This window comes from Streptomyces mexicanus (assembly GCF_902506575.1).
Lineage (GTDB): Bacteria > Actinomycetota > Actinomycetes > Streptomycetales > Streptomycetaceae > Streptomyces > Streptomyces mexicanus.
This window is the reverse complement of record NZ_LR732544.1, coordinates 412,640-436,627: the sequence shown is the minus strand read 5'-3', so window position 1 is coordinate 436,627 and position 23,988 is coordinate 412,640. Positions and strand designations below refer to the sequence as shown.

Sequence of the window (23,988 nt, the reverse complement as noted above, 5' to 3'; positions counted from 1 at the left end):
CACTGAGTGCCGTCGGTAAAGGCACTGCGTACCCTCTAGGGGTGCCCCGCGGCCGGAACCACCCGTTCCGGCCGCCCGACATCCCCAGGGAGCCCCCGCATGCCGCCGACCGCCCGCACCCGTTTGCGCCCCCGTCTGCTCTACGTCACCGACCTGGCGTACCCGGCGCGCGGACGCCGCTACGGCGACGAGGACGTCCACCTGACCGCCCGGCTGCGCGAGGAGTTCGACCTGGCCCTGTGCCACCCGCGGGACGCGGCCGCCCTGATGGACGCCTTCGATGCCGTCGTCGTCCGCAACAGCGGCCCCGTGCTGGCCTACCAGGAGGCCTACGACGACTTCCGCACCCAGGCACTGTCCCGTGGCATCCCGGTCTACAACCCGCTCGACGGTCGGGCCGACATGGCCGGCAAGCAGTACCTGCTGGACCTGACCGCCGCCGGACATCCGGTCATCCCCACCGTCGACCGCCCCGAGGACCTGCACCGCCTGCCGGCCGCCGACCGGTACGTGGTCAAGCCCAAGCGCGGCGCCGACTCCCTGGGGCTGCGCGTGGTGTCCGCCGCGGACCTGCCCGGCCTGCTGGACGGCACGGTCCTCGCCCAGCCGCACATCGACTTCGTCCACGAGATCTCGTTCTGCTTCGTCGACTCCGGCTTCCAGTACGCCCTGTACGCCCCGGACCCCGAGCGGCGCTGGGAGCTGCGGCCGTACGAACCCAGCCGCGAGGACCTGCGGTTCGCGCGGCGCTTCATCGAGTGGAACACCCTCGCCCACGGCATCCAGCGCGTCGACGCCTGCCGCACCGCCGACGGTGATCTGCTGCTGGTCGAGCTGGAGGACCTCAACCCCTACCTCTCCCTGGACGCCCTCGACACGGCGGGCCGGGAGGCGTTCGTCGCCGCGCTGGCGGCGTCCCTGCGCGGTTTCCTCGCCGCGCACTGAGCGGGAGGCGGCCCGGGTCCTTCAGTTCGGTACACCTGGCGACAGCGCTACACCGGTGACCTCTGGCGTGCCTGTCGGCGCGCGGGCGGGGAAACCGGCAGGGGGACGGCACGGTGTGCCGAGCCGGCGTCGGCACCCGCACGGCGGGCGCGGACGGCGGCGTGGCCAGGGCGTGCGGCGAGCGGACGCGGCGGAAGGAGCGGTGGACATGACGGGGCGCAGGGGCATGGACGGGTTCGTGGGCCGGCTGAACCCGGACATGTGCGTGGTGACCGCCGTGGCGGACGGCCGGCGGGCGGGCTGCCTGGTCGGGTTCGCCTCGCAGTGCTCCATCAGCCCCTTGCGCTTCGTGGTGTGGCTGTCCAAGGCGAACCGGACGTTCCACGTGGCCGAGCGCGCCGACCGGCTCGCCGTGCACCTGCTGGACCGGGACCAGCACGCCCTGGCCGAACTGTTCGGTGGCCGCACCGGGGACGACGGCGTGGACAAGTTCGCGCACGTCGCCTGCACGGCCGTGCAGGACGGGGCGGCCGTGGTCCTGGACGACGCCCCGGCGTGGTTCGTCGGCCGCGTCGTCGCGCGCACCGACGGCGGCGACCACGTGGGCTTCGTGCTCGACCCGGTGGCGACGGGCGGGCGCGGTGGCGCGGACGGGCCGCTGCTGCGGCTGGCCGACGCGGTCGACATCGAGCCGGGGCACCCGGCGGACTGAGACGGCGCACGCGGGCGGCGGACCGGGCGCGTGCAGGTGAGGGGCCGTACCTGGCACGCCCCGCGCGGCATGGGCGCCTCACAGCGCGCGGCAGCCCTGCTGATCGGCAGCATTCTGGTGCTGCTGCCCACCAGCTCGGCCCTGGCCTCCACCGCCCAGGCCTCCCCAGCCGCCAGCACCGCCACCCACTTCCCCGGGCAAACTCAGAGCTCCCAGGCCACCGACACGAGGCAGGCTCCGACGCCTGCGGCCAGCGCCCCGGCGTCCCGCGCGATGTACACGGTGCGCGAGACGCGGCCCGCGGAGAGCTTGTGGGGCATCGCGGAGAAGGAGTTGGGGGACGGCGAGCGGTGGCGGGAGATCGCTGACCTGAACGAGGGCCGGACCATGGTCGACGGCACGGTTTTCCGAGCGAACAGTTTTCTGCAGCCCGGCTGGCAGCTGCAGATGCCCGAGACCTCCGTGGCCGTCGGAGGCGTCCGTACGCAGCTGGGTGACAGCGCTCCAACTGCCGACGAAAAGGCCGGCCACGTCGTCACGGTCCACCCGGGCGACTACCTGTCGAAGATCGCCGAGAAGGAGCTCGGCGACGGCGACGACTGGCCAGCGTTGTTCGAGGCCAGCAAGGGCAAGCCGCAGCCCCACGGCCTGCCCGAGATCACCGACCCCAACGTCATCTACGCGGGACAGCAGATCACGGTGCCCGAGGCCCGGCCCCACCAACCGGACCAAGACCCTGGGCAGGGTGCGGAGTCGGGTGGTCACGAGGCCACTCCCCCGGCCCCGGCCACCCAGACTCCCGACAGCACGCAGAAGCCGGGCGACGACGCGCCAGCACCCGCGCCCAGCCAGACCACAGCTCCGGCACCCGAGTCGTCGGTACCCAGCGCACCGGCCAGTCACCCTGCCGAGCAGCCGGGGCAGGAGCAGTCGTCTCCGCCCGCCTCAGCGTCCACGGCGCCCCAGCCCAGCACTAGCGCGTCGCCTCCTGCCGCCTCTTCGTCAGGGTCAGTGCCGTCATCGGAAGCATCCGGCTCCACTGCTGCCCCCGCGACGGCTCCGGTCAGCAGCAGTCCGCTGAACCTGCGCATCGTGCTCGGCGCAGGCGCACTGCTGGCCGCCGCCATCACTGGCGCCCTCGCCCTGCGCAGGACGCTGCAGCGCCGCCGCCGCAAGCCTGGCGAGAAGATCGCCATCGCGTCGGAAACCTCCGCAGCAGAGGCCCAGCTGGCGGCGGCCGCCGAACCGGCAGGTGCTGTCCGCCTGGACGTGGCCCTGCGGACGCTGGCCTACCACGCGGTCCAGCAGCAGGAGGGACCGGTTCTTCCGCCCCTGCGGGCCGCCCGGATCGGGACCCGAGCGGTTGAGGTGCTGCCCGAGGACCTCGCCCAAGAACCGGTGGCACCCTTCACTGCCGGACAGGGCGGCTGGTGGGTCCTTCCCGCCGATGCCGCCCTCCTGGACGCCGAGGCCGCCCGCGAGGTGCCGGCACCGTATCCGGGGCTGGTCACGATCGGCAGCACCAAAGCCGGCGATCTGCTGCTGGTCAACCTTGCCGCTCTCCCCGCCCTGCTGCTGGACGGCAACCCGGTCCACATCACCGAGGTGTGCACCTCGCTGGCGCTGGAACTCGGAATGAGTCCGTGGGCGGCCGATGTCGAGGTCGTCACCGTGGGGTTCGGCGAGGACCTGCCCCAGCTGCTGCCCACCGCGCGGATCGCCCACATGCGGCAGGCCACGCATGCGCTGCGTGATCTGAGCGAACGCTTGCTGGAAGCTCACCAGATGCCTGAGACCCAGCACCAGCCGTACGTGCTGCTGTGCGCGTCCTCGCTGGACGAGGACACGGCCTGGCAGTTCGCCGACGTCATTGACCGCGCGGGAGCGGTGCCCGTCACGCTGATCGCCCCGGCCAGTACGGCGGCCGCTCGGTTCCCCGAGGCGGAGATCCTCAACGCCTCTCTCAGCGATCCGCAGACCCTCGACTACGTGGGCACCGACATCTCGGTGCAGCGTCTGGAGCACGCCGCCTACCTGCAGATCACCACCGCGTTGAAGGTGTCCGGGCAGCCGCCCCACCCGGCGGAGGGGCCCTGGCAGGACGTTCCGGAGGAACTTGAGGACGTGCAGCAGCCAGAGCAGGCGTCGCCTGAGCAGTCCGTCGCCCCCGACCACGCGATGCCGGCGCCGGCTGCGGCAGCGGATGTGAGCGGCGAGGTCTTCCCAGCCCTGCTCGCCGCCAGCACCGATCCGTCAGGACTCCGTCTCCTCTCCCCCGCCACATCGTCGGTGGAGGCCGACGACGAAGCCGACCCGGACACCAAGCCAGCGGTGGCTTCCACCCCAGGATCCCGGGCTAGCGCGGAGTCCGCCGCCACGGCACACGCGGAGACCGACGTCCCGGCGACCGCGGTCGAGGAACCGACGGCGCCAGCGACGGAAGGATGCGAGGCGCACGACCTGCACGCTCCGGAGATCCGGGTCCTGGGGCCGGTCGAGGTGACGGGCGTGGACAGCAGCGGGCACGGCCCACGGATGGCGCAGCTGGCCGCCTTGCTCTATTTCCGTCCTGGGCGGAGCGCGGATGTTCTGTGTGCCGACATGGACCCCGTCAGCCCGTGGTCGACGAGCACCCTCAACGCACGGATGCAGGGCCTGCGCAGCTCCCTGGGCAGCGACTCATCCGGCAAGCTCTACGTGCCTCGCCGCAAGTCAGGTGATGATCCGTACCGGCTCGGTGCTGGCGTGCGGTGTGACTGGGCGCGTTTCCTGCAGCTCGTTGAACGCGCGCTGCCGCTTGGCCCGTCCGGCCTGCCCGACCTGGAGAAGGCGCTGAGTCTGGTGCGGGGCAAGCCGTTCGGCGGCCGGCCTCTGCCGTGGGCCGAGCCCCACGCACAAGAGATGATCACGCGGATTGTCGACGTCGCGCACACGGTGGCCACGTACCGTATCCCTCCCGGTCCCCACCATGACCTGAGCGCCGCGCGGCAGGCCGTCTCGACCGGTCTTGATGTAGATGAGACGGCAGAGCTCTTGTATCGGGACTGGATGCGTCTTGAGGCTGCGCGCGGGAACCGCTCGGGCCTGCACACCGCGATCGCCCTCGTGCAACAGGTCAACCGGTCGCTGGACTGCTCGCTGGAGACGGAGACCACTCAGCTCATCAACGAGCTCCTGGACGGCTCGGGCACGGCGGTGCGCAAAGCCCTGTAGGCGTGGATGTCCGGGACGAACGGGGTGCGCACTACTGGCTCGGGACGACATCCCGCACCGCGTAGGCGAGCAGTTCGCTCAGGGCTGCCTCGTTGGAGGCGGGGGGCCGGCTGCGCCACTCGGCCAGTGTTTCCCGAACGGTCTGCGCAACCGCTTGCACCTGCTGGGCCAGGTCGTCGTCCAGGGCAGCTACTGCCCCGTCTTCGGCGCGGCCGGTGACGACGACCGGCCCGTGGATCGGGTAAAGGGCGATGCCTCGCCAGGCGCTCGCCAGGGCCCATGCGGTGATGTTCTGCGCGAGTCCGAGCACGCGTCCGTCGCCGGGGATATGTAGCAGGGTCTGCCGGTGGTACACGCCTTGATCGACTGCGCCGCTCGTTCCGATGTGCTCCCTGATCGCGGATTGCGCACCAGGTTCGGGCAAGTCGAGTTCCCTGACGGCCGTGTCCGGGGCGATACGTAGGGCGCGCATGAAACCTCCTGTCTCGGCGTCCGGATGCGCAGTGCGCGCAGCGCGGTGCGCACCAGCTGCGCAATGGGCATCCCGCCTGCGCAATGCTGCGATGACCTGCGGTTTCTCGCGATTGCGCAGATGCTGGTACTGCCTGGATCACTGGTGCCCAGCGTCGAGCCGGGCGCAGCTTCTCACTGCTGTGGCTGGGCGTGGTGGCGGGTCAGTGCCTGCCAGCGCCGCTCAAAGTCGACGGCTTGCTCGGCAACGTAGTCGGTGGTGAGGGGCTTGTTGTGTTGCGCAGTGATGCCGTGAGCTGCGCACTGCTGCGCAATGGCATCGAGCGACGGGGATTCGTTGCGCACCCGCTGTTCCGCCCACAGGTTGTAGACCCTGAACGGCAGGAGGTAGCGGCGCAGGGTGGACGGGCTGACCGGCTTTCCACCGCGGCCAGTCATACCCTTCCTCTCGGCAAGATAGGCGGACAGCTGCTCAGCCTTGGGCTCTTGGCCGTGCTCGGTCTGGTACTCCATCCAAGCGAGGTAGTAGCGGTCGACGGTGGTGAGCGCGGCGGGCTCCGCGGTCGTATCGTCCTCGCCCGGCGGGTCATCGATAGCTGCGCTCACCCGGGGACTGCGCTGCTCCTTGGCGGCGTGCGCGCCCCCGCCGACCGGCGCCTCTGCAGACTCCTCATTCGTGAGCGGATCGACAGAAGGCACCCGTGCGGCGGGCACTGCGGCTTCGTCGCCGGGGTGCGGCTCCGTCTCGTCGAACTCGTGCTGTCTGAAGGTCGCGACGAAACCCTCCAGGTCTGCGCCCGTGATGGGCTGGCCGTCGCCGCCGGTGATCTGGTCCCGCTCGTAGAGGTACGTGGCGAGGGCGGCGGCATCAGGGTGGGCGCCGTGTTCCTGCGCGTACGTCAGCCAGGCGTTGTAAAAGTAGTCAGCCCATCCGTCATCGGTGTCGTGCGGGGCTTGGGGTTCGGTGCCGTCATCGGCTGAGGGCGTGTGGCGCTGCTTGAGGATCCGCAGCAGGGGTTCGAGTTGCTCGTTGGGCAGTGGTCCACCGGCCGTGGTGGCGATGCCGTACTGGTCTCGGAGCCACAGAGCGAATTGCGTGGTCGTGGGTTCGAAGCCGAAGGCGGTCATCCAGTCGTGATAGGCGTCGGCGAGTTGGGCGTTCCTGTCGTCCTCGAGGACATCTGCCCCTTGGGGGTGCGGGGCTGGCTCCTGTGCGTCCGGCTGGGGATCTGCACTGTCCACCGGCGCAGGTGCCTTCTCCTCGTCGACGGCGGCCTCGAGTTCGGGGCTCTGTCGCTGGGTGGGGACCGGGGTCCGCTCGATGGTGAACTGAATCGGCGGCTCGTCGATGCCTGCGGCGGCCAGCCCGGCCGGTGCTGTCTTGGCCAAGGGGACGCCATAGCGGGCCAGACGGAGCGGCATCAGCGACTCCACGGGAGCCTTGCGGCGCCAGGCGCGGCCGAATCGTGAGCGGAGGCTGGCCTGGTAGACGAGGCGTTCCTGCTCCAGCTTGATGACCTGGTCGTAGGAGCGCAGCTCCCACAGCTTCATGCGGCGCCAGAGCAAGAACGTGGGGATCGGCGAGAGGAGCCAGCGGGTGAGGCGGACTCCTTCCATGTGCTTGTCCGCGGTGATGTCGGCGATCCGACCGATCGCGTGCCGGGCGGCCTCGACCGCGACGACGAACAAGACCGGGATCACTGCGTGCATGCCCACGCCCAGTGGGTCGGGCCAGGCGGCCGCCCCGTTGAAGGCGATGGTGGCGGCCGTCAGGAGCCACGCCGTCTGCCGCAGCAGGGGGAACGGGATGCGGATCCAGGTCAGCAGCAGGTCCAGGGCCAGGAGGACACAGATGCCGGCATCGATGCCGATCGGGAAGACATAGGCGAAGGTGCCGAAGCCCTTCTTGACCGCCAGTTCACGGACCGCCGAGTACGAGCCGGCGAAGCCGATACCGGCGATGATCACCGCACCGGCCACGACCACGCCTATGAGGACCCGATGCGCTCGGGTCAGCTGGGGCATCACACCGTTCCCCGCAGCCACGTCCCACTCCCCTATCCAAGCCTCACTACTGAGCTGTTCTCACACTCCCACGCGGCGCGGCAGGTTGCGGCCATTCGGAAGCGGCTCGCGGCGGATCGTCTACGAAAAGTGATCATTGGGGAGTGTCTGCGGCGGTGCGCAGCAGATGTTCCCCGGGGGCCTGGTCCGCTTGCAGGCAACGGAACGGCGCCTGTCTCCCGGAAGAGTCAGGCGCCGCGTGCGATATTCCGTCGGAATACGCTTCATCGCTTCCGCGTGGAGTTGAGCCGTTGGATGCCGAGGGCGTCGGCAACGGCGGCAATGTCCTCCAGAGCCTCGTTGCGTGGATCAAGGAAGCGCAGCGGGCGCTGGGTGACGATGGTGTCCTTGAAGCGCTGCTTGCGTCGGATGATCGGCAACAACTTGGGTTCCCAGTCTGGGTTGCTGCGGATGGCCTTGATGGCGTCGTCTGCGACCGCTCCGCCGCTGCGCCGGATACCGCCGTCTTCCTTCAGGGGGATGTTGGTGGCGAGGATGTGCTGCACTTCGGTCTTGAAGCCGAAGCGGCGGAACTTGCGTGTGCCCTTGTCCAGTGTGGCTTCGAGGTCTTCCAAGCCGATGATGTACTTGAACTCGTCCGCCACGCAGGCGATGACTTCCGGGCCGACCATGGCGATCGACAGCAGCAGAATGCCGAGGGTCGGGCCGCAGTCGAAGAACATCAGGTCCCAGCGGCCCTGGGGCATCTGTTCGTCCAGGACGTTTTGCAGCCAGAGAACGCCGGCAGGGTCGAGCCCGAGGTTGACTTCGGCATCCGCCATCTCTGGCGTGCCGAGGATGAGGTCGAGGTTGGGGATGTGGCGGAACGCTGTGTCCTCTTCGCCTTCAGCGATGCGGTAGCGAGCCGGTACGACAGCCTCTTCGAGGCGGTGCTTTCCCTGCAGAACGTCGAAGATGGTCGGCTGCCCGTCGGGGGGATCTTGGTAGCCGAGGATGTGTGACGCGGAGCGCTGGGGGTCGAAGTCGGCGACTGCTACGCGGTGTCCGCGTCCGGCAGCTTCGATGGCGAGGTTGACGGTGGCTTGTGTCTTGCCAGCGCCGCCGGCGATGACGGAGCAGGCGAAGATGCGCGGCTCGTCGGGCGCGGTCGTGGTCGCGGAGGTTGGCAATGGTTCTCCTGAAGGGTCGTGCTGGGGCGCCCTCGTATTCCGTCGGAATACGGCTGGCTCAGAGTTCGCCGTATTCCGACGGAATACGATCCTGCCTCACTTGCCGCCGAGGCGGTCCAGCTCCCAGTCGGTGGGCTGATAGTTGACGGCGGCCTTGAGGTGGGCGAGGTAGTCGCGGTCCTGGGCGTCCCAGGGTCGGCTGTCGTCGGCAGCGCGCTGTTCGGCGACGGCCAGAGCGACGGCCAGGGCGACGTGAGCGGTCAGCTTGGTGTCGCCGGATGCGGAGACCTCTGCGAAGTAGCTCTCCGGGTTCGCTGTCTCAGGCCCGATGGGCTTGGCTGCTGACCGAAGCCACTCGTGGGCCGTCTCGCGTGCTGTCTTGTTCGGTGCAGCGAGGAGCGCGGGGGCAAGGAGGCGAAGGGTCTCCCTGGGGTTCGAGGGCACCCCGAGCTCCAGGATGGTGCGGCAGGCTTGCGCCCGCAGTTCGGCCGCTTCCGCGCTTGGGCTCGGCTTCGTCCCGTCGCTTGCCTGTTCGATCTGCTTGTCGGAGGCTTCGCCTCCGCTGTTGCTCGTCTTGCTCTCAGCATCGGCGCCCGCTGCCGGGGACTCCTCGGGTGGTTCTTGGGGAGAGCGCTTCTGCTGCTGCGGGACCGGGGAAGCCGGCGTCAGCTTGGGCTTTGCCTTGGGCTTGGCCGTGGGCGTTGCGGGGGCTGGCGGTGCGAGAACCTTGGCCGCGGCGAAGGCAGCCTTGATGCCCTCCTCCTTCATGACCCGCCAGGCCTGCAGTTGCTGCTCGGGGGTGGGGAGCCTGTCGAGCAGCGTCTCTGCCTCGCTGACAGCGAGCCCGTCCATGACGGCCTCCTGGACTTCGGCGGGCAGTTTCAGGAGCTTGACCCGTCGCGAGATGTGAGGCTGCTTGCATCCAGTCTGAGCGGCGACCTCTGCCTGCAACATCCCGTCGTCGAGCGCGCCCTGGAAGCCCAACGCTTCTTCGATCGGGTTCAGCGGGATCCGCCGCATGTTCTCAGGCAGGCCAAGGAGCCGGGCCCTGGGGATCTTGGAGTTGGTGACCTTACAGGGCGCGGTTTCTGCGCCGGCCCGCTCGAGGGCGAGTTTCCTGTTGTGTCCGATCAGGGTGACGTAGTCACCGGCCGGGACTGATCCGAGCCTTTCCTCCAGCTCCTCGAGCTTCTCCGGTTGGGTCTCGGCGAGGCGGCCACGCCAGTACTCGAGGAACAGCTCGACCTCGGCGACGGACAGGTCCTGCAGGACTCCGCCTTCGGCCTTGATCGACTCGGTGAGTTCGTCGATGTCCTCGTCCCGGTAGACGAGGCGAGGGTTGAAGGGGTTGGGGTGGAGTTGCTCAAGCGGGATGTCGATGACCTCAGTGGCATCAGGGTCGTCCCAGATGCTTCGGGTCTTCTTCTTCCTGCCGAAGGTCATCGTGGGCCCGGAGGCTCCAGCGGCCATGAGGGGTACTCCTGAGATGAAAGGGTGCTAGCTGCAGGTGACCCTAGCGGGCGCAGAGCTAGGCGCTCGTCAACGGGGCGGTATTCCGTCGGAATATCCGAGGGCTCCGGTGGGGGTGTTCGTCCGCATTTGGTAGCTATAACGACGTGTGTCCTGGGTGCCTGAAGCCGATGGTCGGCCGCCTCGGGGGCGCCTGATATTCCGTCGGAATACGCGATGGGGTGTGATCGCTGAGTCGCCCTGGTTCGGCTGGTGACGGGCACCTCGCCGGCTGCAGGAGGAAGCAGATGTGTTCGTGCACCGCGCGCCGTGTGGCTGAGGATCCGCGAATAGCGCCCCACCCGTGCGGTGTGCCGCTGGAGGAGCAGCCGCCAGCCTGAGCCGCCGGCCGAAAACACAAAAAGGCCTGTACGCCCGCGACGTTCGCGGGCGTACAGGCCTTTGTCAGCTCAGGGTTCGGAGCGCTGGTCGCGGCCGGCAGCGTGGGTGGGGCGGCTCTCGATCTCATGCAGCGACGTGCTGCTCGTGCGCTTCTCTTCGATGGCGGCGTCCAGGACCGTGAGGACATCGGCCTCGTAGGGGTCGGTGAACAGCTGGTGGTCGCTGACGTCGAACACCGCGGGCCTCGCGGAGACTCTGAACCCGGGAACGACGGTGGTCTCCCGCCCGTCCAGCGAAGCGGTGAGCCGGTCGGCGTCCTGGGAGGCGTGCCGGGCCTGGATGTACGGGCCGAGGCGCAGCAGGGTGTAGCCCATGCCGTTGGGCTTACGGGCCTCCACGTAGATGGCGTAGTGCGCGGGCTCCATGCCGACGTCGTCGGGGAGGTCCAAGCCCGCTGCGGCGTGAGTGAGCGGCGCGTAGGCCGGCTTCCACACACCGAGGATCTTGTCCGTCTCGCAGCGCAGCCAGCCCAGCTTCCGGTAGCGCTCGCCGTAGGGCATGTACTGGCCGTCCGGGTGTTGCAGGGCCACAGCGATGACATCGGGCCCGTGGTCGTCGCCGGGACGGGTGTGGGCGCGCTCGATGAACGGTCCGACCCTCACGGCGACGTCCTGGCAGCGGCCGGGCACCCAGGGTTCCGGGGAGCGCAGAGCGGTGATGGCGGCAAGGTGCGCGCGGAAGGCGCCGACGGCGGCCTGGTCCTCGGAGGAGAGGGCGCCATTGCCACAACGACGGAACACGCGGCGGATCATCGTGGGGACTCCTGATCGGGGCTGGCGGTGCGGGTACTGCCGGACGTCTCGAGGACGCGCGGCAGGTGGACGTGCAGATGCTCGACTTCGACTTCGCGGCCGCGCTGGCGCAGTTCCCGGGCCAGAAGTTCCGTGAGTCCGCTCGCGCGGTGCCGGCCTCGTGCACACCCGATGGCGATGCGACGGGGGTCGGCGGGGAGGCCGGCGTAATCCGCGAGGTTGGCGATCAACCCGCGGGCGCCCGGGGTGTTAAGGACGACGTCCTGAACCCGGGGGTGAAGGCCATCGAGGTCGAGGATGTCGCGGGCCGCAGCCGGGTCACGGAGCCGGTCGCGGACGTCCTCGATCCGGTCGGCGGAGGGCGGGACGGGGGAGCCGTCCGGGCCTGCGGGCAGATGCAGGTACCCGAACGAGATCAGACAAATGGGATGCAAGGAGGCGCCTCCTGCTTGGTGTTGAAGGGACGGGCCCTCGCGGAGCGCCGTGCCGGCCGGAGGAAGGCGGGGCACGGCGCTCCAGGCGGCTACAGAGGGGCGGTACCGGCGGACGCTCGGTTGGGCGGATGCCTTCTGACGAGGCCGCGGAAGGGCCGGACGACGATAGAGCCGTCGGCGCGCAGGACCGCGACGTTGCGTGGCCCTGCTGCGGGTCGCCGGCCGGGCCACTGGAAGTGCAGCCAGCCGCCGGTGATGTCGGGGGCGCGGCGGGCGCAGTAGGGGATGATCACGGTGACGGGGCTGCGACGTTCGAGGTACACGCGGCCGGTCACGCTGCTCACCGGGCGGCAGCTGGGGCGGCGTCGTGGGGCTGGCCGTCCAGGAGCCTGCCGGCGGCCTTCTTGCCGACACGGCGCATGTGGACCGCGTCCGGCGGGGCGTCGCCTTCCCTTCCGCTCCAGTTGCGGCCCTGGGCGTCGATGAGAACGACGCTGCCGCGGTCGTGTCCATGGTCTTCAGGTGCGTACGCCCCCCATTGCTTGAGGAAGAACGGCACGCCCGCCCACTCGCATTGATCGCGTAAGACTCGCGCCCACTGTGGGTGCATAGGGCGGGCGCGCGGGCCGGATTCGCCGCCGGCGATGACCCAGTCGATGCCGTGGAGTCGACGCTGGCAGCAGCCTGCGACGTGGACGTAGGAGGCGGTCAGACCATGGCCGCGTTCGCTGCCCATGGGGATGACTGCCCGTTTGAGGTCGACGGGCCCCAGCAGCGGTTCGCAGGAGAGGAAACGCACGGCGGCCGGGGTCTCCAGCAGGGCGGGGATGCGCAGGTCCGCCCTTTTCTGGTCTTCAACCGAGACGCCCAGCCACACGTTAGGCAGCGGCTTCCCGTCCAGCATCGCGCCGACGGCGAGCCAGTCCTGCTGGCAGCCGGTGAAGTGCTTGCGGCCCTGGTCGGCGACCAGGTGCCAGAACGCGGGGCGGGACAGCAGCGCCTTCATGCGTCCGTGCCGCTTGGTGAGGATTTGGAAGGTGTGCTGCCGGGCGAGCGCCATGACCGCGAACACCTGGGCGATGTAAGCGTCGGGGATGTCGGTGTGGAACAGATCCGACATGCTGTCGAGGAAGACGCGTCGCGGTGTGCGCCAGGTCAGCGGCAGCGTCAGGCGGTCGGGCCTGAGGGTGATGTCGAAGCCGTTCTCGAAGTGGTGGCCGTCCGTGCCGCGCCACCGCTCCGCGAAGGTGGCCGCGTAGCAGTTGTCGCAGCCGGGGCTGATCTGGGTGCAGCCGGTGACGGGGTTCCAGGTGCTGTCGGTCCACTCGATGGTGGTGTTGTCAGCCACGGCCGTCCTCTCCTGCGGTGGGTGCGCTCAGCGCCTGGGCCTGGGCTTCGCTGGCGGCGCCTTCGTATTCGGCGACCTGGTGGGCGACTGTGAGGGCTTCGGCCAGGGTGTAGCGGAAGGCGCCGGTGAAGCCGAGGTCGTGGAGCGGGCGCCAGTCGTCGTCGACCCACACCCGGGGCTTGGTGTTCGCTCCGTCCGTCACCGCCCACAGGTCGGCGGCGAGGCTCAGGCGCTGGACGACGATCTCGCCGTAGCCGCCCGCAGCGTTCGGCAGGGGCACGCGGAGCTCCGTGGCGAGGCTGTGCAGCTGTGCGATCTCCTGCTGCAGCCGTGCAGTCTCCTTGTCGCGGAGGTATCCGTCGATGCCGCCGGCGGTGAGACGGCGGACGTTCTTCCAGAATTCGCGGGCACTCATTCGGGTCCTCGTTTTTCGGGGTGCTGCGAGTGGTGGTCAGGCCGTGACCGGCTGCGGGCGCGGGGCGGCGCGCAGGGCGGTGAGGGTGAGACGGTGCTGCCAGGTTTGGGCGGCCTGGGCGGGTGGGATGCCGCGCAGGGCCTCGCTGTAGAGCCACCGGTCGCGCTGGTCGTCCAGGTCCTCGAAGGTGGTGGCGGTGCCGTAGGCGACGGCGACCAGTTGCTTCCACACGTCGTCGGTGTGCTGGTTGCGGCAGGTGGCGCACAGCCGCTGGCCGATCAGCGGGTTATGCCAGATCGCGCAGCCGGCCGTGCAGGGGTAGTCCGGCTGGCAGGCGCAGGCGAAGCAGCCGTCGGGCCTGGTCGGGTTCCAGCAGCGGCGCTTGGCGAGGTCGGGGCGGCGTACGGGGGCGGCCGGCCACTTGTGGTCGCAGTAGCGGCAGCGGTGGTAACGGCCCCATCCGGCGCGGCCGGGGCCGGTGGTGAGGCTGGTGGACCGGCTGGCCCGGTTGCAGGCCGGGCACTCGGACTGGATGGCGACGTCCTCGTGGTCGAGCCATTCGACGTCGATGACCGTGGCGGTCTGGCTGGTGGGGTCGTCGGTGTCGGCATCTTCGAAGTGCCAGGCGTATTCGTCGTCCTCGCCGCCCTTGGTCACCTTGATTCGGATGCGCTTGGTGCCGAAGCGGGTGAGGTCGGCGAGTTCGCTGCTGGGCAGGATGCGGTGCCCCCACACGCGCCGGTGGTAGGCGTTGGTAACGGCGAGGACGGCGCGGTCGGGGATGTGCCCTAACGCCATCAGGCGGTCGCACTCTTCGCCCAGCGCGATGGCGGGGATGCCGTACAGCGTGTCGAAGCCCTCTTCCTCGGTGCCGGCCAGGGTGAAGGGCTGGCCGGGGAGGGCGTCGGTGAATGCGGTCATGGGTGGTCGGGTCTCCTTGGAGAGAGGGGCGACGGGCGGGCAGCCCTGGTGTGCCGTCCGCTGCCGGTACGCGCACCGGGCCCGGGCAGTGACGCCCGGACCTGGCAGAAGTTGGGCTCAGTCCTTGTTCTTCGAGCTGCCCGGGGTGAGGCGGATGGGCATGATGAGGCCGCGGAAGACGTCGGCCTGGTCGGGGGCGTGCAGGAGGGCCGGTTTGGTGGGGGTGGTGAAGCGCATCTGAACGACCGGCCCGTCGACCTGCTGGAGGGTCTTCAGCAGCAGATGAGGGTTGAAGGCGATGGTCAGCGGCTCGCCCTCGAGGAGGGTGGCGTCGACCTGGTCGCGGCCGCGGCCCTTGTCGTCGGTGCCGGCGCGGACGGTGATCTGGCCGTCGGCGATGTCGAGGAGGAGCGGGTCGGCCTTGCCCAGCAGCGGCGTGATGTGCTTGATCGCGGTGGCCAGGTCCTCGGTGCCGGTGGTAGCGACGGCTTCGAACTCGGTGGGGAACAGGGCGGCGTAGTCGGGCAGGTTGCCCTCGATGATGCGGCCGGTGGCCACCCGTCCGGGGGCGGTGACGGCGAACTGGTGGCTGGTGAAGGTGAGATCGGCCTGCCCGGTGTCGGCGAGAATGCGGGCGGCGTCGCGGACGACGTCGGCCGGGACGACCACCTTGCCCTTGTTGAGGGGCTTGCCTTTGCCGTTGCTGTTGGCGGCCTTCGGGTTCGGCTGCCAGGGCACGTGCGCGAGATGGAAGTGGTAGCGGTCGGTGGCGGAGAGCACCAGCTGGTCGTCGGTGAGGGTGAACTCGATTCCGGTGAGGACCATGACGGTCTCATCCGTGCTGGCGGCCGCGGCGACCCGGGCACCGGCCTCGGCGAGGGCCGTGCTGTCGACGGTGCCGCTCGGGGCGGGGACCTCCGGCAGGGACGGGTAGTCCTCCAGCGGCAGGGTCGGCAGCGTGATGTGCGTGGCACCGCAGGACAGCGTCAGGTCGGTGCCCTCCAGGGCCAGGGTGGTATGCCTGGTCTTGGGGAAGGTGCGCACCAGGTCAGTCAGGACCCGGCCGGGCACCAGCGCCTTGCCCGGCTCGGCGACTTCGCAGTCTTCGGTGGCGCGGGCGGAGCGGTAGTAGTCGAAGCCGGACAGGGTCAGCGCCCTGTCCCCTGCTTCGATCAGCATCCCGGCCAGCACCGGGGCCGGCGGGTTGCCGGGGATGGCGCGCAGCGCCCACTGCGCGGCTTCGGCCAGTTGCTCGTTGTCGATCGTGGCTTTCATCAGGAGTTTCGCCTCCGCTGAAGACACCCCTGGCCTGGGCCGCCGCGCGTGGGGCGGCAGCCCAGGCCAGGGGTGTGGTGCCGGGGGGTAGGGGGGTCAGGGCCGGGCGGTGGCCGTCACCGGTCGGTGTCCTCCGTGCCTGGGATGGGGATGTCGCCGAACATGTCGTCCAGCGCCTGCGTGACCGCGCGCCGCTGGTCGGGGCGGGTGGCGTTGAGGACCGTGTTGGTGAGGTCGATCAGGTCGATGTCCTCGAACAGCTCGGTCAGGTCCGCGATGGTCTGCGGGTCCAGGGCGGTGCCGTCGGGGCGTTCGCTGTCCAGGTAGCAGCTCATGGCGTCGACGTAGTCGGCTAGTCGGCGGGCCATGTCGGGTGTGATGTCGAAGCTGTGGCAGTGCTCCATGCCTGAGCCGAGTGTCCCGGTCGGGCTGAGGTGGAGGCGGATGGTCTGCCCGGGGCCGGGGGCGGCCTGTCCGAAGCCGGTGAGGGCTTCGGCGAGAGCCGCGATGGCATCGTCGCGGTCCCGCGGGCCGTCCGTGTCTGCAGCGGTCACGGTGGCGGTGTCCGCGTCATCCGGGGCCGCCTCCAGCAGCGGTGCTTCCCACAGCACCTCGAGCGCGTCGGCGTGCAGCCGGATGGACGCGTCGGCGGTGTCCGGGAGCGTGAGGTGGCCGATGACGCGGAGCAGGTCGCCGGGCTGCCGTTCGGCGAGCAGGGCGTGTGCGATCTCCGGCTCCGTGGTGGTGCAGGGGATCACGGCTTCTTCCACCAGGTGGTCGGTGCCGGCGGAGCAGACAAGGCGCCAGGAGGCGGTGCCGTCATGGTCGCCGGGCTCAGGGTCGGCGGCCAGGTAGCCGTCCAGCACGAGCGGTATGGCGTTCATCAGCTCGCCTCCGCCAGGCTGGTGGCGGAGTGGGCGGCGTCGTAGGCGTCAAGGACGGTCTTGGCCGGTGTGCCCCGGTCGGCGACCCGGTAGCCGTTGGCGCGCGCCCACGTGCGGATCGCGGCCAGCTCATCCTTGCTGCGCTTGCCGGCCGCGGCCGGGGCGGAAGGCAGAGACGCGGCGCCCTGGACCTCGATGGTGGGGCGGCCGCCGGCCTTCAGCTGGCGCAGCTGCGCCTGCGCGGCCTCGAGTTCGGCCCTGGCCCTGGCCACGCGCTCCTCCGCCTGGCGTTGGGCGGCGTCGGTGGCGCGGCGCTCGGTCAGCTCGGTGAGGTCGGTGCGGACGCGGGCGGCCCGGTTGCGGATGCTGGCGGCGGGGTGGTTCTCCGCCCAGGACAGCAGGGCCTCGATTCCGTCGGCGTCCTCCGCCGTGCTGTCGGACGCGGTGACCGCCGCCTGCGGGGCGTTGGTGCCGTGCGTGTCCGGGGCGGAGACGGCGGTGGCGGGCAGGGCGGCGTGTTTGACGGCTTCGGCGAGTTCGCTATTGGACAGTCCAAGCGTGTTGCGGACGTGCTCGGGGCTGTCGCCGTTTTTGAGCATGGAGGCGGCCGTGGCGGTGAAGGCGTTGACGGTCATGGAATCTCCGGCGGGGGTGTCAGGGCTGGGCAGGTGCGGGAGCAGCCGCACCAGGTCGTCTTCGGTGCAGGGCAGTCCGAGGGCGTCCAGCAGGCCGGCAAGGTCGTCCTTGTCGCGGGCGTGGCGGGCGACCGCCACGGAGGCGGCGCGGTGCTGGCCGGCGCCGAGGGGGGTGAGGTTGAGGAACGAGCTCCTACGCGGCGGTGGTGCGGGGCTTGCGCTGGGCGAGCTCCAGCAACTCGCGGTTGCGCCGCTTCTGGGCGTCGGTGAGCGGGCGGGCCTTTGCGCCGTGGCGGTGCCACAGCGGATGGGCGGGCGGTTCGGGGTAGGCGAGGGCGTGGTCGACGTCGCGATTGGTGCTGCCCACAGGGGTCTCCGGGTGGAGGGGTCAGGCGTGGTCGTCGTGCCGGTGTTTGGGCTGGACGTCGGAGGCGAACCGGCCGAGGCGGGCCTCGGTGGGGTTCGCGGCGATCCAGTCCTCAGCGCACGCCTTGTGCACGGGCCCCCCGTAGCTGGCGGGGCACGGTCGGAAGTCGGGCAGCTGCTGGAACACGCAGCCCAGCAGGTCCTCGGTCGGCTTCCAGGGCCCGAGCTGCCCGGCGGCGGGGACCGGCAGCGGCAGCTCCTGGACGTCCTCGAGGACCAGGTGCCAGGCGCCTGGGTGTGCCCACTCGCTGCAGGGCGGGGAACCGTCGGGGTCCTGGTGGCAGTCGACCAGGCGTGCCATGCCGATCACGGCTCCGGTGGTCAGCTCCCGGCCGCGGATCGTGCGGGCGACCAGCGGAAGGCGCAGGGCTGGCCGGTCGATGCTCTTGCCCGCGTGCAGCAGCACCCATCCGCGCCAGGGCCACAGGCGGGGCCGGTTCTCGATCGTCTTCGCGCCGGCGAGGATGCACGCCGTCCAGGGCTGCTTGATCGTGATGCCTCGGATCATGTCCGGTGCGGACAGCGGGGAAGTCATACGGCCGTCTCCAGGTCCTGGCTTTGGGTGCCGGTGAGGCGATACCGGCGGTCGTCCGCCGCCCGGGCGTCCCGGCAGGACTGGCACGTGGGTTCCTTGCGGCGGAGATGAGCGCGATAGCCGCGGCTGGTGCCGCACGGCGCCGGCTTGGCCGGCCGGGGCCGGGCCATGCTCGGCTTCGCCGGGCCGATACCGGGCAGGAGCGTCTTCAGCCGGGCTGCGGAAATCCCGAGCCGGGAGCAGATGACCGAGTACGGCACGACGCCGGCCATGAACGGGGCCGCGTACCGGATCTCGCTGTCGGTCAGCGTCCAGCCCGAGCGCTCGCCGTGGACGGCGCGTTCTACCGCCACGGTGTCGATCACGTCGATCGATCCGTCGGGATGGGCCAGGAAGATGGTCGGGGCGACTGCCTTCGGCAGCCGGATACGCGCGGCCGGGGCCGCCACGGTGCCGTAGATGGTCATGCTGCGGCCCTCCGGATCGTCGTGCCCGGCCGTCCGGCACGGCGGCCATTGACGGACGGCACCATCGCGTCCTGCACGGTGGCGAGGCGCGCGCGGCCGGAGTGCTTGCCGGCGTACAGGGCGCCATCGGCGGCCCGTTGCAGCACGGACAGGTCGCGGGAGCCGACAGCGTCCGGGGCCGCGGCGCCGACCGAGGCCGCGACATCGACCGCCTGGCCGTCGTCGAGGACGACCGGGGTGTGCAGCATCCGCACCAGCTGGGCGAGGCGCTGCTCGCGGCGCCCGGCGGGCAGCTCCAGGACGACGGCGAACTCGTCGCCGCCGAGGCGGCCGACGGCGGCGCCGGGTCCCGCCCAGGCGGTGAGCCGGGCGCCGATCGCGACGAGGACGGTGTCGCCGGCCGCGTGCCCGAGCGTGTCGTTGATCCGCTTGAAGTGGTCGGCGTCGACCAGGAGCACGGCCGTGTCGTCGCGGTGGCGGGCCAGGATGCGCCGGGCCCTGGCGGTGTAGGCGTCGCGGCGCAGCAGCCCGGTCAGCGGGTCCTTGCGGGTGGTGGCGAGCCGCTTGTGCAGCGCGATGGCGTGCACGGTCCAGCCGGTCAACGGCACGGCGGCGGTTGTCACAAGGAGGGCGCGCGGGCCGATCCGGCCCTGCACGCGCAGGACGGAGTCCATACTGGGGGTCTCCCTCTCGTCTCGTACGGGTTGGGTGGGCCCGGGACAGGCGGTCGGTTTCCACGCCTGGACGCCTGTCCCGGGGCGGAGCTACATCTCGAAGGGCTTGGAGTTGAGCCAGCTGTACGGGCTCCTCCAGGGGCCGGCCTTCGCGGCGGACCAGTCGAGCTCCCAGCCGGGCCGGTATCCGCAGGCCGACCAGCCGTCCGGGCGCCCGTGGGCGATCTCGCGTCCGGCCTCCGCCGCGGCGCGGGCCGCGTCGTAGACCTCGTGGGCGGCCTTCACGGCGGCGTCGCGGTTGTCGGCCCAGCCGGTGAAGACGTGCACCCCGCGCAGGGTGGGCGTCTCGGTGCTCCGTATGGGGACGTCGACCTCGTAGTACGGGGGCTGGGTCATGACGTCCGTCTCCTCTCGTGATCGCAGTGGTGAGGGACCACCGCGACCGCCCCGCCCCGGCGCAGTGGCGGGGCCGGGGCGGCACGGAGGTCCGTCAGCTGTGGATCACTTCCAGGTCCTGCGCCTCGAGGTCGTCGGCCTCCTGGTCGACGTCGTCGAAGCCGCCGTGGACGGCGCAGACGGTGTCCTCGTCGTCCAGGTCGCCGTTGAGCGCGCGGAACAGGCAGCTGACGCTGAAGGCGGGCACCCAGGCGTAGCCGGTGCATTCGTCGTGCGGGCACGGCACCATCACGTCGAACCCGATGTCGCCCTCGCCGTCGATGTTGGTGCGTAGGGCGAGGGTGAGGTGCTGCTGACCGAGGCGGATCTCCGCCACACGGTCACCGTCGGCCACGCTCGAGCCGGGCTTCCACTGCCACAGCGGCAGGATCTCCTTGCCGAACACCCGGGCCACGAGGTTCAGGTCACCGAGGCCGGCGCTGCCGTCCAGTCCGAGGTCGGCCTGCCGTGTCTTGCTCAGGCGTTCCAGGAACGGCAGCAGCCGGCAAAGGCTGTCGGAGAAGACGATCTCGGAGAACCCTTCGGCCTTGAGGGTCCGGTGCGAGGCGACCATGGCCTGGTGCTGCTTGACGACCACGTCCTTGGGCACCGTGCGGTTGGCCGGCCGCGGGCCCTGCCGCTCGATGCAGACGCTGCCGGGCGTGGTGACCATGACCGCGATGGGCAGCATGTCGTGCCGTTTGGCGGCGGCGACCAAGGGCTGCCTGGCGGCCGGGGTGACGTTGGTGGCGTCGACGACCGTGAACAGCCGGCGGCGCATCCTCGCCTCCAGGAGCAGGTGCAGGGCGGCGACGGCGTCGCCGGTCGCGTCCTGGTCGCCCGCGTCGTCGCTGACCGTCTCGCGCAGCGCGTCCAGGGACAGAACCTGAGAGGCGGGCCAGGTGCGCGCGATCGTGGACTTCCCAGCGCCAGACGGGCCGATCAGGACCACCAGACTGTGCTCAGGCATCTGCGGGTGGGTCAGCTCGGTCATGCGAGATCTCCTTGCGGATGAAGGGCGCCGGGCAGCACGGATGGGGCGCTGCCCGGCGTGGGCGGTGAGCAGAGCGGGGGCTTCGCGCAGCGGCGTCAGCGGACGATCATGTGGGCGGGGTGGCCGTTCTTCATGTGGTCCACGCACTGCGGGCAGTCCTCACGCGGACCGAGCCCGGCGTGGGCCTCGCGGCTGGCGTACGCGTGGAACCAGCACTGCCTGCACTGCCCTCGGGGCGGGTTCGTCGCCTTCGCGCTCGCCATCAGACTCCTCCCTGCTGCGGGTGAAGGGCGCGGGCAGCCCAGACGAGGCGCTGCCCGGCGTCATCGGTGATCAGGGCGGCGGCCTCGTGCAGGGGACACGACGCGTCGCCGTCGCGGTCCGCCTCGACCTGCTCGGCACGACGCGCGGCAGCGGTGAGCAGCTGCGCGACGGCCGCCATGAACCCGCCGGGCGGGTCGGTGTCCTCGATGAGCTCGCGCAGGATCGCGGCGAGCTCCTCCTGGTCGACGTCGTCGGCGCGAAGGTCGTCCTCGATCTGCTGGAGGGCCAGCGAAGCGATCCCGACCGAGGCGCGTACGCGTTCCAGTCGCGTCCGGGACTGGTCGGTCACCGGGTGGTCGCCTTGGCCGTGGCGATGAGCGCGGCGACGGTCTCCCAGCCGTGGTGCCAGGAGTTGTCGAGGTGGAAGGCGCCGTTCATGCCGAAGTCGGCCAGCTTGTAGAAGTTGGTCTTGCCGGTCTTGCCGGCGAGCTTCTCCAGAACCCCATGGTCCGGCACGCGGCGGTCCGCGATGTAGTGAGTGCCGAAGGACAGGGCGAGCGCGGCCGCGGCCGCGCCGGGGTGGACCCGGATGCCCAGCGTGCGGGCGCCGAGTCCGGCGACGACCGCCTGCGTGGCCGTGTAGGTGAGGCAGTGGTGCAGGCACGCCTTGCGGCCGTCGGCGGTGCCGTGGAGGGTCTTCTCCTTGGTGGCCGGGTCCTCGTACGTGACCGGGTGGTCGTCGGAGGCGCCCTTCACTCGGGCGCAGAAGTCGTTCTGGACCCAGAAGTCGCCGATCGCGCTGGCGGCGCGGGTCAGTCCGAGCAGGGCGGCGAAGGCGGCGGGACGATGCATGCTGGAGGTCTCCTGATCTCGAAGAGGGTGAGGGAGCGGGGTGGCCGGCCCTTTGCCGATGCACGGCCCACCCGGCGGTCCCGGCCCCGGCCGGTGTGGCCGGGGCCGGGTCGTTCAGAACGGGGGCTCGTTGTCCGGCCAGGCCGGGACGGGCCAGAGACGGACGCGCAGCTCGCGCCGGTCCGACCAGCAGCCGCACGCCTCCATCTCTGGGTTCGCGCCGCCGACCCACCAGCCGCCCGCGCCCCGGCAGTCGGGGCAGGAGCGGCGGGGCCGGGGCGTCAGCTCGAGGCGGTGCCGGTCGGCGTACAGCCGCCAGTGGCCGGCCTTGAGCACGGCGGCGGCCGTCGCAGCGGCGAGCGGGACGGCGGCGAGCAGCAGAGCGGCGCGCAGACGGAAGCCGGTCACCGCAGCGGGATGGCGTGGCAGTTGGCTATTGATCGGGGTGCGCGCGTCGGCGGTCAGGCGCGGTAGACGGGCGGGCGGACTCCGGCCCGGAGTTCGCGGATGATCGAGCAGGGGCCCTTGGTGGCGCAGTACGCGTCGTCGGTGTCCGGAAGGGCGTTGCCCGTGGTGTTCCACATGTCGCGGGCGACCGCGTTCACGACGCGCAGCATCTCGCCGTTGTCGGGGCGGCAGGCGCTGTTCTTGTCGCCGATACCGTGCCGGGCGGCGCTGATGAGGTGCTGGCGGGCCTGGCGGGCGGCCCACCGACGGCTGTCGGGCCCGGTGTTCTCCTGCACGTGCCCGCAGTCGTGGAACGTGTCCATGTGGCAGGCGGTGCAGTGGTAGGTCACCAGCTTGTGGGTCTCGCCGCCGGCGGTCCACGCGCCCTCGAACTCGAAGACGATGATCTCGGCGCCCGGGACCTCGGTGTGCGCGAAAGCGGTGACCAGGCCGGCGCCGTCCGCGACCGCGCCAAGCTGTGCCTGGTTCCAGAAGACGCGGGGGAGGTAGTCATCCCAGCCCTTGCCGTGGGGCCAGCGCGCGTACATGACGCCCCGCGAGGCGTCGAACGTCGCCTTGCCGCCGGTCGCCTGATTCTCCTGCTGGTACTGCTGCACCTGCTCGATCGACCCGAAGTAGGTCGCTGAGAACTCCTCGGACTCCAGGAAGATCAGCCCGTACCCCTCGGGGCGGGTGTCGTGGCCGTTGCCCTTCAGGATCTCGACCATGTCCTCGTAGCCGGGGTTTTCGGGGGTGATGAAGCCGACGAGAGGGAGGCGGTAGCGGTCACAGCTCGTGACGTGGGCCGGGTTCGTCTGGCTGACGTTGTGCGGCGTGCCGTAGGTGTTCCGGATCGTGATACCCATGCGGGCGTGTCCTTCCCGAGTAGCGGGCGCCCGGCGCTGCCGGGTCGCGGCGGGTTCTGGTTGTTCGGCGAGGCGCCGGCGGCACAACTCACGCGCGGACGGTGCCCGCGTACTGCGCTTCCAGGTCCGCGCGGCCCTCGGGGGCGTCGTCCTGGTCGTGGTCGCCGGCTTCCTGGTGGACGTCGTCCAAGCCGCCTGGACGGTGCAGACGATGTCCGGGTCGTTGTCCATGGCGCCGGTCAGCGCCTTGTGCAGGTCGGTGGGGTGCTCCAAGGCAACGCTGGGGATCAAGCGGCCAGCCGGTGCGTGACCAGGGCAGCGATGTAGCTGTTCGGGTCTGCCGGTGTTCCGTCGTGGCATTCGAGGCAGGAGCCCAGGGTCTTCAGCGGCAGACACACGAGGTACCGGCGCTTGCAGAGCGGACACGTCTGCCGGGCAGCCAGAGCCCTGTCGAGCGCGACTTGCTGCGCCGGCGTCGCTTGCCGTTTCGGCTTGGCCAGGTCGACGCGGTACAGCCACGCCCACCGTTTGCCCCGGCTCCAGACGAGCCGGGCAACGGGCTCGTGGCCGCCGGGGCTCAGCCCCATGGCGCGTAACTGGCGGCGGGTGGCCAGTCCGGTTGTCGGCACCGGGCCGTTGCCGCGAACCGCCGCGAGCACCGCCGTGGCACCGGGGGCCTGGTTGAAGCCGAAGTCCGCGAAGCTGCCGTCGTCGTACAGGTCGACGTCGACCACGTCGTTGTCGGCGGGCCGGTTCATCACCTGTACCTTATACACATCTGAAGCTGCCCAAGGACCCGTACGTATAGAAATCAGTAGGAGGCGACTAATCAAAAAAAAAAATAAGAAGTAACAATCCCACTAGCGGATGCTAAATTCATAAAAACAACAGTTGAAGTACTGCATACAGCAGAAAGAA

The 23,988-nt window shown here is 70.5% G+C and carries 27 protein-coding genes and 1 pseudogene; 3 read left to right on the top strand and 25 right to left on the bottom strand.

Annotated elements, in window-relative coordinates; translation table 11 throughout:
• The first annotated feature begins 99 nt into the window (after positions 1–99).
• The 3 genes from GV126_RS02065 (at position 100) to GV126_RS02055 (ending at position 4,870) form a co-directional block, all read left to right on the top strand.
• Positions 100–945, top strand: a complete 846-nt coding sequence (locus tag GV126_RS02065) for an ATP-grasp domain-containing protein (protein ID WP_159662142.1) — start codon at positions 100–102, stop codon at positions 943–945.
• 208 nt (positions 946–1,153) lie between these two features.
• On the top strand, positions 1,154–1,657 hold the full coding sequence (locus GV126_RS02060; protein ID WP_159662141.1) for a flavin reductase family protein: 504 nt from the start codon (positions 1,154–1,156) through the stop codon (positions 1,655–1,657).
• 69 nt (positions 1,658–1,726) lie between these two features.
• A complete protein-coding gene (locus tag GV126_RS02055; protein ID WP_159662140.1) occupies positions 1,727–4,870 on the top strand; it encodes a LysM peptidoglycan-binding domain-containing protein in 3,144 nt (1,047 codons plus the stop codon).
• A 31-nt stretch (positions 4,871–4,901) separates the two neighbouring features.
• Here the strand turns inward: GV126_RS02055 and GV126_RS02050 are convergent, their stop codons facing one another.
• The 25 genes and pseudogenes from GV126_RS02050 to GV126_RS01930 form a co-directional block, all read right to left on the bottom strand.
• Positions 4,902–5,342, bottom strand: coding sequence for a hypothetical protein (locus GV126_RS02050; RefSeq protein ID WP_159662139.1), 441 nt, complete (start codon positions 5,340–5,342; stop codon positions 4,902–4,904).
• Positions 5,343–5,515: 173 nt separating this feature from the next.
• Positions 5,516–7,366 (bottom strand): DUF2637 domain-containing protein, encoded by a 1,851-nt coding sequence (locus GV126_RS36165; protein WP_236569841.1) that lies wholly within the window; start codon positions 7,364–7,366, stop codon positions 5,516–5,518.
• A 263-nt stretch (positions 7,367–7,629) separates the two neighbouring features.
• The gene (locus GV126_RS02040; RefSeq protein ID WP_159662138.1) at positions 7,630–8,535 is read right to left on the bottom strand and encodes a ParA family protein; all 906 of its coding nucleotides are present in this window, start codon (positions 8,533–8,535) and stop codon (positions 7,630–7,632) included.
• A gap of 96 nt (positions 8,536–8,631) precedes the next feature.
• Complete coding sequence (locus GV126_RS02035; protein ID WP_159662137.1) at positions 8,632–10,005, bottom strand: ParB/RepB/Spo0J family partition protein; 1,374 nt, start codon at positions 10,003–10,005, stop codon at positions 8,632–8,634.
• Positions 10,006–10,454: 449 nt separating this feature from the next.
• Entirely contained in the window at positions 10,455–11,198 is a 744-nt protein-coding gene (locus tag GV126_RS02030; protein WP_236569840.1) for a hypothetical protein, read from the bottom strand.
• Positions 11,195–11,632: a RapZ C-terminal domain-containing protein gene (locus tag GV126_RS02025; protein WP_159662136.1), complete on the bottom strand. Its 438-nt coding sequence runs from the start codon at positions 11,630–11,632 to the stop codon at positions 11,195–11,197. The genes GV126_RS02030 and GV126_RS02025 overlap by 4 nt, the downstream gene beginning before the upstream one ends.
• Positions 11,633–11,721: 89 nt before the next feature.
• On the bottom strand, positions 11,722–11,976 hold the full coding sequence (locus GV126_RS02020; RefSeq protein WP_159662135.1) for a hypothetical protein: 255 nt from the start codon (positions 11,974–11,976) through the stop codon (positions 11,722–11,724).
• Positions 11,973–12,980 carry a DUF5131 family protein gene (locus tag GV126_RS02015; RefSeq protein ID WP_159662134.1) on the bottom strand — a complete coding sequence of 336 codons (1,008 nt, stop codon included), beginning with the start codon at positions 12,978–12,980 and terminating at the stop codon, positions 11,973–11,975. The genes GV126_RS02020 and GV126_RS02015 overlap by 4 nt, the downstream gene beginning before the upstream one ends.
• Positions 12,973–13,395 (bottom strand): hypothetical protein, encoded by a 423-nt coding sequence (locus GV126_RS02010; protein ID WP_159662133.1) that lies wholly within the window; start codon positions 13,393–13,395, stop codon positions 12,973–12,975. The genes GV126_RS02015 and GV126_RS02010 overlap by 8 nt, the downstream gene beginning before the upstream one ends.
• Positions 13,396–13,431: 36 nt before the next feature.
• A complete protein-coding gene (locus GV126_RS02005) occupies positions 13,432–14,316 on the bottom strand; it encodes a hypothetical protein (protein ID WP_159662132.1) in 885 nt (294 codons plus the stop codon).
• 117 nt (positions 14,317–14,433) lie between these two features.
• Entirely contained in the window at positions 14,434–15,591 is a 1,158-nt protein-coding gene (dnaN, locus tag GV126_RS02000) for a DNA polymerase III subunit beta (protein ID WP_159662131.1), read from the bottom strand.
• 116 nt (positions 15,592–15,707) lie between these two features.
• Positions 15,708–16,475, bottom strand: coding sequence for a hypothetical protein (locus GV126_RS01995; protein ID WP_185948141.1), 768 nt, complete (start codon positions 16,473–16,475; stop codon positions 15,708–15,710).
• Positions 16,475–17,248 carry an Lsr2 family DNA-binding protein gene (locus GV126_RS37075; protein WP_185948140.1) on the bottom strand — a complete coding sequence of 258 codons (774 nt, stop codon included), beginning with the start codon at positions 17,246–17,248 and terminating at the stop codon, positions 16,475–16,477. Before GV126_RS37075 ends, GV126_RS01995 begins: the two co-directional genes overlap by 1 nt.
• A gap of 55 nt (positions 17,249–17,303) precedes the next feature.
• On the bottom strand, positions 17,304–17,477 hold the full coding sequence (locus tag GV126_RS35605) for a hypothetical protein (protein WP_185948139.1): 174 nt from the start codon (positions 17,475–17,477) through the stop codon (positions 17,304–17,306).
• 156 nt (positions 17,478–17,633) lie between these two features.
• Positions 17,634–18,071: pseudogene (locus GV126_RS36155) on the bottom strand (ASCH domain-containing protein); the annotation flags it as partial.
• Positions 18,068–18,538: a hypothetical protein gene (locus GV126_RS01980; RefSeq protein WP_159662130.1), complete on the bottom strand. Its 471-nt coding sequence runs from the start codon at positions 18,536–18,538 to the stop codon at positions 18,068–18,070. The gene GV126_RS01980 and the pseudogene GV126_RS36155, both read right to left, overlap by 4 nt.
• On the bottom strand, positions 18,535–19,212 hold the full coding sequence (locus GV126_RS01975) for a GGDEF domain-containing protein (protein WP_159662129.1): 678 nt from the start codon (positions 19,210–19,212) through the stop codon (positions 18,535–18,537). Before GV126_RS01975 ends, GV126_RS01980 begins: the two co-directional genes overlap by 4 nt.
• Before the next feature lie 90 nt (positions 19,213–19,302).
• Positions 19,303–19,608, bottom strand: coding sequence for a hypothetical protein (locus tag GV126_RS01970; protein WP_159662128.1), 306 nt, complete (start codon positions 19,606–19,608; stop codon positions 19,303–19,305).
• A 94-nt stretch (positions 19,609–19,702) separates the two neighbouring features.
• Positions 19,703–20,641, bottom strand: coding sequence for an ATP-binding protein (locus GV126_RS01965; RefSeq protein WP_185948137.1), 939 nt, complete (start codon positions 20,639–20,641; stop codon positions 19,703–19,705).
• Between the two features lie 95 nt (positions 20,642–20,736).
• The gene (locus tag GV126_RS01960) at positions 20,737–20,904 is read right to left on the bottom strand and encodes a pRL2-8 (protein ID WP_159662127.1); all 168 of its coding nucleotides are present in this window, start codon (positions 20,902–20,904) and stop codon (positions 20,737–20,739) included.
• Complete coding sequence (locus GV126_RS01955) at positions 20,904–21,254, bottom strand: hypothetical protein (protein ID WP_185948136.1); 351 nt, start codon at positions 21,252–21,254, stop codon at positions 20,904–20,906. Before GV126_RS01955 ends, GV126_RS01960 begins: the two co-directional genes overlap by 1 nt.
• Complete coding sequence (locus GV126_RS01950; protein WP_159662126.1) at positions 21,251–21,757, bottom strand: hypothetical protein; 507 nt, start codon at positions 21,755–21,757, stop codon at positions 21,251–21,253. Before GV126_RS01950 ends, GV126_RS01955 begins: the two co-directional genes overlap by 4 nt.
• 114 nt (positions 21,758–21,871) lie before the next feature.
• Positions 21,872–22,165 carry a hypothetical protein gene (locus tag GV126_RS01945; protein WP_159662125.1) on the bottom strand — a complete coding sequence of 98 codons (294 nt, stop codon included), beginning with the start codon at positions 22,163–22,165 and terminating at the stop codon, positions 21,872–21,874.
• 53 nt (positions 22,166–22,218) lie between these two features.
• The gene (locus tag GV126_RS01940; RefSeq protein ID WP_159662124.1) at positions 22,219–23,070 is read right to left on the bottom strand and encodes a hypothetical protein; all 852 of its coding nucleotides are present in this window, start codon (positions 23,068–23,070) and stop codon (positions 22,219–22,221) included.
• 287 nt (positions 23,071–23,357) lie between these two features.
• Positions 23,358–23,828, bottom strand: a complete 471-nt coding sequence (locus tag GV126_RS01930) for an RRQRL motif-containing zinc-binding protein (RefSeq protein WP_159662123.1) — start codon at positions 23,826–23,828, stop codon at positions 23,358–23,360.
• Positions 23,829–23,988: the final 160 nt, after the last annotated feature.

What these genes read in the sequence shown, in the direction of transcription:
- GV126_RS36165 (WP_236569841.1), bottom strand. Translation starts at nt 7,366, where the DNA reads ATGCCCCAGCTGACCCGAGCGCATCGGGTCCTCATAGGCGTGGTCGTG.
- GV126_RS01980 (WP_159662130.1), bottom strand. Translation starts at nt 18,538, where the DNA reads ATGACCATCTACGGCACCGTGGCGGCCCCGGCCGCGCGTATCCGGCTG.
- GV126_RS02050 (WP_159662139.1), bottom strand. Translation starts at nt 5,342, where the DNA reads ATGCGCGCCCTACGTATCGCCCCGGACACGGCCGTCAGGGAACTCGAC.
- GV126_RS01930 (WP_159662123.1), bottom strand. Translation starts at nt 23,828, where the DNA reads ATGAACCGGCCCGCCGACAACGACGTGGTCGACGTCGACCTGTACGAC.
- GV126_RS01965 (WP_185948137.1), bottom strand. Translation starts at nt 20,641, where the DNA reads ATGACCGAGCTGACCCACCCGCAGATGCCTGAGCACAGTCTGGTGGTC.
- GV126_RS02030 (WP_236569840.1), bottom strand. Translation starts at nt 11,198, where the DNA reads ATGATCCGCCGCGTGTTCCGTCGTTGTGGCAATGGCGCCCTCTCCTCC.
- GV126_RS01970 (WP_159662128.1), bottom strand. Translation starts at nt 19,608, where the DNA reads ATGACCCAGCCCCCGTACTACGAGGTCGACGTCCCCATACGGAGCACC.
- GV126_RS02060 (WP_159662141.1), top strand. Translation starts at nt 1,154, where the DNA reads ATGACGGGGCGCAGGGGCATGGACGGGTTCGTGGGCCGGCTGAACCCG.
- GV126_RS01995 (WP_185948141.1), bottom strand. Translation starts at nt 16,475, where the DNA reads ATGAACGCCATACCGCTCGTGCTGGACGGCTACCTGGCCGCCGACCCT.
- GV126_RS02010 (WP_159662133.1), bottom strand. Translation starts at nt 13,395, where the DNA reads ATGAGTGCCCGCGAATTCTGGAAGAACGTCCGCCGTCTCACCGCCGGC.
- GV126_RS01960 (WP_159662127.1), bottom strand. Translation starts at nt 20,904, where the DNA reads ATGGCGAGCGCGAAGGCGACGAACCCGCCCCGAGGGCAGTGCAGGCAG.
- GV126_RS01950 (WP_159662126.1), bottom strand. Translation starts at nt 21,757, where the DNA reads ATGCATCGTCCCGCCGCCTTCGCCGCCCTGCTCGGACTGACCCGCGCC.
- GV126_RS01975 (WP_159662129.1), bottom strand. Translation starts at nt 19,212, where the DNA reads ATGGACTCCGTCCTGCGCGTGCAGGGCCGGATCGGCCCGCGCGCCCTC.
- GV126_RS02035 (WP_159662137.1), bottom strand. Translation starts at nt 10,005, where the DNA reads ATGGCCGCTGGAGCCTCCGGGCCCACGATGACCTTCGGCAGGAAGAAG.
- GV126_RS02065 (WP_159662142.1), top strand. Translation starts at nt 100, where the DNA reads ATGCCGCCGACCGCCCGCACCCGTTTGCGCCCCCGTCTGCTCTACGTC.
- dnaN (WP_159662131.1), bottom strand. Translation starts at nt 15,591, where the DNA reads ATGAAAGCCACGATCGACAACGAGCAACTGGCCGAAGCCGCGCAGTGG.
- GV126_RS01940 (WP_159662124.1), bottom strand. Translation starts at nt 23,070, where the DNA reads ATGGGTATCACGATCCGGAACACCTACGGCACGCCGCACAACGTCAGC.
- GV126_RS02055 (WP_159662140.1), top strand. Translation starts at nt 1,727, where the DNA reads ATGGGCGCCTCACAGCGCGCGGCAGCCCTGCTGATCGGCAGCATTCTG.
- GV126_RS02005 (WP_159662132.1), bottom strand. Translation starts at nt 14,316, where the DNA reads ATGACCGCATTCACCGACGCCCTCCCCGGCCAGCCCTTCACCCTGGCC.